This is a genomic window from Motilibacter deserti, from assembly GCF_011250635.1.
GTDB classification, from domain to species: Bacteria; Actinomycetota; Actinomycetes; order Motilibacterales; family Motilibacteraceae; genus Motilibacter_A; species Motilibacter_A deserti.
This window is the reverse complement of sequence record NZ_JAANNP010000111.1, coordinates 1-5,602: the sequence shown is the minus strand read 5'-3', so window position 1 is coordinate 5,602 and position 5,602 is coordinate 1. Positions and strand designations below refer to the sequence as shown.

The following is a 5,602-nucleotide window of genomic DNA, read 5'->3' as shown; positions in this document are numbered from 1 at the left end:
CCCAGACGCGCGCCGGAGGCGCATCGAGCTCCTCGGTCCCGCGGTCCCTCCAGCCGACGAACGGGCCGCGGGAGCAGGCCAGACGGAGGACCACGCCGAGGAGCATCGCGAGGCCGAGGCCGAGGAACGGCAGTGCCGCCACGCGCACCCCGACGCCGATCAGGTCGAACACCTCACCGGTCGCGGCGAGCAGTCCCAGCGCCACCGGGAGCGCCGCAGCGAGCGCGAGCAGCGGACGGCGGACGCCGAGGACCGCGCAGGCCAGCACGCCGAGGACGAGCAGGACGCTTCCGACCAACAGGGCGGGAAGGCCGAGCACGAAGCCGGTGAGGGTGTCGAGGGCCAGGTGCACGCCGCTCCCTAGAAAGTCGTCGGGTAAACGGGCCGGAGTTTACGCGGGCCTAGGCGGCGTGCTGGCGGAGAAATCGGCCGAAGTGCGGAACGGTGAAGGCGACGGTGCCGCGCTCGGCCGCGTAGACGAGCCCCTTCTTCAGCAGGCTGTCGCGCGCCGGGGACAGGCTGGCGGGCTTGCGCCCGAGCAGCGATGCGACCGCCGAGGTGGCGACGGGCGAGTCCCCGTTCTCCAGCCCGAGGTCGGCCATCGCCCGCATGTACTCCCGCTCGGCAGGGGTGGCGCGCTCGTAGCGGCTGCCGAAGAAGCCGACGGCGAGCTCGGCCTCCGCCTCGGGCAGCGCGACCCGGACGTCCTCGGCCGTCACGGGTGTGCCCGGGGCGTTGTCCCAGACGGACTTGCCGTAGGCCTGGATGAAGTAGGGATAGCCGTCGGTCGCGGTGTAGAGCGCGTCCAGCGCGTCGGAGGTGAACGTGACGCCCTCCTCCGCCGCAGGCGCCGCGAGGGCGTGATCCGCCGACTGCCGGTCGAGCCGGTCGATGCGGGCGTAGCGGAACAAGCGCTCGGAGTAGGACTTGCTCGCGCTCAGCACGGCCGGCAAGTGCGGCAGCCCCGCGCCGACCACGACCAGAGGAGCGCCGTTCTGGCTGAGCTCGTGGCACGCCCCGCACAGCGCGTCGATGTCGCCTGACTGCAGGTCCTGCATCTCGTCGAGGAAGAGACCGATCCCCACGCCCACGTCACCCGCGAGCTCCGCTGCGTCCAGCAGCAGCTCGGCGAGATCGATCTCCATGTCGCCGCTGTCGGCGCGCCCTCGCGCCGCCGGCACCGAGATGCCCGGGTGCCAGCGGCCGTTGCCCGACTTCAACGCGAACGCCTTGAGCACCCCGAGGAAGTCGTCCACCCGCTCGGGGTCACGGTGCCGGTGCGCGATCTCGCGTACGCCGCGGTGCAGGGCGGAGGCCAGCGGCCCCCGGACCGACTGGCCCGGCCGCGCCTCGATCTTGCCGGTCCCCCACAGCTGCTGCAGCGCGGCGCTCCGCAACGCGTTGAGCAGGACCGTCTTGCCGACCCCGCGCAGGCCCACGAGCACGAGCGAGCGCTCGGGTCGGGCCTTCGCGACGCGCTCGAGGACGACCGAGAAGGCGTCCAGCTCTCGGTCGCGACCAGCGAGCTCGGGGGGCCGCTGGCCGGCGCCCGGAGCGTAGGGATTGCGGACCGGGTCCATGTCGAGGACTGTATATGAACGTCTAGCTAGTCCGGTAGACGAAGTGGAGGAGTCGTAGACGGTGTGCGGAGCACGAGGACTAGCCTCTGCCGGATGGCAACTCCGGGACCCGTCTTCGGCATCGACGCGCGCGCGGCGGCGGAGGTGCCCGCGGGACGCGGCCGCTACGTGCGCGAGCTGCTCCGCGCGCTCTCGAGCCTGCCCCACGAAGGCGAGCGCTACGTCCTCTACTGCCGGCAACCGGCCGACCTCGGGCTGGACTCCCGGTTCACCTGGCGACAGCTCCCACTTCCGGACCCGGCGTGGCACCTGCAGGCGGCGGTCCTGGCCAGCCGGCAGTGTGACGCCTTCCTGTCGACCAACAGCTACCTCACGGCATGGTTCACCTGGCGCCCGACGGCGGTGACGGTCCACGACCTCGTCCCGTTCCGGCCTGACGCGCCCGCGCTGAAGAGCGCCCAACGGATCGAGAAGGCCACCATCGGCATCGCCCTCCGGCGCGCTCGGCGCTTCCTCTGCGTCTCGCAGGCGACCCGCCGGGACCTCGTCTCCCGGTGGCCGGCGACGGCGAGCCGGGCCAGGGTGATCCCGCTCGCGGCCGACAGCCGCTTCTCGACGGCCTCGGCCGCCGTGCGGGAGCATCCCTACGTGCTGGCCGTGGGGACCCTCGAGCCGCGCAAGAACCTGCCGCGGCTGCTCGACGCGTGGGCGGCGCTGTCGGACGCGGAGCGTGGCGCGCACGAGCTGCTCCTGGTCGGCCCTACGGGCTGGGAGGCAGAGGAGATCGTCAACCGCGCCGCCGGAGCACCAGCCGTCCAGCTGCTCGGCCAGGTCTCCGACGACGAGCTCGCTGCCCTCTACGCGGGGAGCACGCTCTTCGCCTACCCCTCCCTCTTCGAGGGGTTCGGCCTGCCGGTGCTCGAGGCCATGGCGGCAGGGGCGCCCGTCGTCACGTCGTCGGTGTCCTCGCTGCCCGAAGTCGCCGGAGACGCCGCCGTCCTGGTCGACCCGCTCGACACGTCGGCCCTGCGGGACGCTCTCGCGAGCCTGCTCACGGACCCTGCCCGCCGGAGCGCGCTGTCCGCAGCGGGCAGGGCTCGCGCGGCGCGGTTCTCCTGGGAGCGCACCGCGCGGGAGACCCGGGACGTGCTGCGGTCCCTCACGGCCTAGCCCGAAAGCCGAGTGCAGGAGCGCGCGCGCGGCTCAGGCCCTCGCGTGCGCCGGGTCGCCTGCTGCCGGTGCCTGGTCCGCGGCCGGCTCACCGGCGGAACGCCGCCGCAGGGTCTCCGCGAGCACGATCGCGGCGAGTGCCGCGGTCGCGGGCACGAAGGGCAGGTAGAACACGATCGCGTCCAGGTGGGCGTGGTTGATCGCGTGGCCGAAGCCGAGGACCAGCCAGGACCAGCCGCCGGCGAGCCCGATGAGGGCGGTGCCGAGAAGCGCGTTCTCCGCAGGGGACGTCGGCTTCCTCCGGCGCAGCACGCGGTCGGCTCGGTAGAGGACGAAGAGCATGAACACGATGAGCGGCAGCTGGACGGTCCCGTGCCAGTCGACGCCGCTGAACCCGGCGCCCGGCGGAGCGACGAGCGTGGTCATGGCGTACGCCTTCCACTTGTTCAGGGCAAGCGCCACCGGGTCGGGGAACACCTGGAGCAGCAGGTCCGAGAGCCGCCCGCCCTTGTCGCGCATCTCCTGCAGGTGGAAGTCGATGTTCTCCGGGTTGAACGTCCGGTCGCTCGACCGGCCCTCGATCATCGACGGGTCCAGCCCCGGGGTGTGGCTGAGCTGGTAGGAGTGCAGCATCAGGGCTACACCGAACCCGACGATCCCGACGACGGTGAACGCGGCAAGCCGGCCGAGGAGCCGGCGGTCAACGCGGCCGGCGAACTCGTGGAAGGCTACGCCCGCGACGCCGCCGAGGACGACGGTGGTCACGAACTCGTAGCCGCAGAGGCACTTGACCAGGACCAGCAGGGCCATCACGGCGGCGGCCGTCAGCGTCCGCCGCCGCGAGCCGTCCCTGCGGTAGATGAGGCCGACGGCGACGCACGGGGCGATGAGGAGCACCGTCGCCCAGTAGAGGTTCGGGGCGAAGGCCAGCAGCCACGGCGACAGCACCAGCGCCACGACCGCTGCGCCGGCGGCCAGGCGGCCCGCCACCACGCCCACGGCGACCGCGGCGGCGGCGAACACGGCCCCGGCCGACGCCGCCAGTACCCAGCGCAGGAAGTCCGCCCACTCGGCGCCGCCCAGGCCGCCCGGCCGGGTGAGGCCGGCGAGGTCGCCCTGCAGGCCGAACTGGGCGATGTAGTGGCTGTCGAGCGCGGTCGACGTGGGCATGGGCCCGAACGCCGGCCGGTCGGGCGCCTGGTCGATCGCCATCCGGACCAGGCCTTCGGAGACCGCGTCGAAGCCCCGGTGGTAGCCCGGGTCTGTGACGCGCAACGGGTCACCGCCGAAGCTGATGGCGAGCACCACCGAGAGCAGGGCCCAGGCCAGCAGGCGCTTGCCGGTCAGGCGCCGCGCGGCGCTGCTCGCCGGGGCGCCGCGGTCGGCCTCGAGGTCGACGGAGCCGGTGTCGCCGGACGACGACAGGCCAGTAGGACGCACGCGAACCCCCGAGGACGGCGCGCACCCCCGACGTGCGCAGACCCGGCGAGGTTAGCCGACCACGCGCGCGCGGCCGGGGCGTACGAGCACGTCAGCCCCGGGCGGCGCGCACATAGGCGGCGAGGGTCAGCTCGGCGGTCCGGTCCCACGTGTACGCGGCGGCGCGGGCCGCGCCGTCCTCGACCAGGCGGCCGCGCAGGCGGGGATCGTCGACCACCTGGCGCAGAGCTGCGGCGATCGAGGCCGCGGACATCGGGTCGAAGTACTCTGCCGCGTCGCCGGCGACCTCGCGCAGGACCGGGATGTCAGAGCATGCGACGGGCACGCCGCGACGCATCGCCTCGATGACCGGCAGCCCGAACCCCTCGAAGAGGGAGGGCATGACGTACGCACAGGCTCCCCGGTAGAGCGCCTCGAGCGCGTCATCGGCCACCCATCCGGCGTACCGCACGTCGCCGTCCACCCCGTGCTGCCGGGCCACCGGGCCCAGCTCGGCCTGTGCGCCGCCGCCGGTGAGGACCAGCAGCGGCCTGCCGCCGGCCGGAAGGATGGCCAGCGCCTCGACGAGCCGCGGGAGGTTCTTGTGCGGCCTCCCCGTGCCGACGGACAGGACGTAGGGGCGATCGGGAAGGCCGAGCAAGGCGCGCGCGTCGGGCCCGACGGACTCTTCAGGCTCGACCCCACCGCCCGGCGACGACGCGTGGAAGGCACCCGGCGGGGTCACGACGACGCGCTCGCGCGGAAGGCCGAGGTAGCGCTGCAGGTCCGCCGCGCTCGCCTCGCTGACCGTGAGGACGAGGTCGGCGCGGCGGCCGGCGGCGTCGACGAGGAAGCGGGTGCCGTAACGGACGGGCAGCGGCACCAGCTGCGGGAAGCGCCGGTGCAGCAGGTCGTGGACCGTGACCACGCGCGGCACCTCGCCGGTCAGCGGGCCGAAGTTCGCAGGGCAGTGGAGTACGTCCACGCCGGCCCTCGCGACGGCACGCGGGAGCCGCACCACCTCGCCGGCCGCCCATCCGAGCGGCCCTGGCAGCGCGGTGTCGACGGGCACCAGGCGTACGCCTGCGAGCCAGCTCGGCGGGGCCGCCTGCAGCGCCGGCCGACAGAAGCCGGTGAACCGCAGTCCGGGGTCGAGCCGCCGCAGGGCGGTCAGCAGCTCGCGGACGTAGGTCTCGGTGCCACCGGCACGACCGGTGACGAACAGCAGGTCGAGACCGACGTGCAAGCTCACAGCTGGCCGCCGACGGGCGCACCGTAGGCCGCCAGGATCGCCTCGGCGGAACGCCGGACGCTGCGCCGGTCGGCGTTGTCGGCGAACCATCCGGCGGTCCGCTCGCGCAGCTTCCGCCCCCCGGCGTGGGCGGCGAGGATCGCGGCGGCGAGGTCGTCGGCGTCCCGGCTCGGTGCGACGA

5 protein-coding genes and 1 pseudogene are annotated in these 5,602 nt (G+C 73.9%); 1 reads left to right on the top strand and 5 read right to left on the bottom strand.

Annotated elements, in window-relative coordinates; genetic code table 11:
* Together G9H71_RS20760 and G9H71_RS20755 are read right to left on the bottom strand one after the other, a co-directional pair.
* Positions 1-352: pseudogene (locus G9H71_RS20760) on the bottom strand (hypothetical protein); the annotation flags it as partial.
* Between the two features lie 49 nt (positions 353-401).
* A complete protein-coding gene (locus G9H71_RS20755) occupies positions 402-1,580 on the bottom strand; it encodes an ATP-binding protein (protein WP_166284682.1) in 1,179 nt (392 codons plus the stop codon).
* Positions 1,581-1,673: 93 nt separating this feature from the next.
* Here G9H71_RS20755 and G9H71_RS20750 point away from each other — a divergent pair, with 93 nt between their 5' ends.
* Positions 1,674-2,750: a glycosyltransferase family 4 protein gene (locus G9H71_RS20750; RefSeq protein WP_166284681.1), complete on the top strand. Its 1,077-nt coding sequence runs from the start codon at positions 1,674-1,676 to the stop codon at positions 2,748-2,750.
* Positions 2,751-2,783: 33 nt separating this feature from the next.
* Here G9H71_RS20750 and G9H71_RS20745 read toward each other — a convergent pair whose 3' ends face one another.
* The 3 genes from G9H71_RS20745 to G9H71_RS20735 form a co-directional block, all read right to left on the bottom strand.
* Positions 2,784-4,190 carry a hypothetical protein gene (locus G9H71_RS20745; protein WP_166284680.1) on the bottom strand — a complete coding sequence of 469 codons (1,407 nt, stop codon included), beginning with the start codon at positions 4,188-4,190 and terminating at the stop codon, positions 2,784-2,786.
* A 91-nt stretch (positions 4,191-4,281) separates the two neighbouring features.
* Positions 4,282-5,421 (bottom strand): glycosyltransferase family 4 protein, encoded by a 1,140-nt coding sequence (locus G9H71_RS20740; protein ID WP_166284679.1) that lies wholly within the window; start codon positions 5,419-5,421, stop codon positions 4,282-4,284.
* A partial coding sequence (locus G9H71_RS20735) for a hypothetical protein (protein WP_231135199.1) occupies positions 5,418-5,602 on the bottom strand: 185 nt, incomplete at its 5' end. The genes G9H71_RS20735 and G9H71_RS20740, both read right to left, overlap by 4 nt.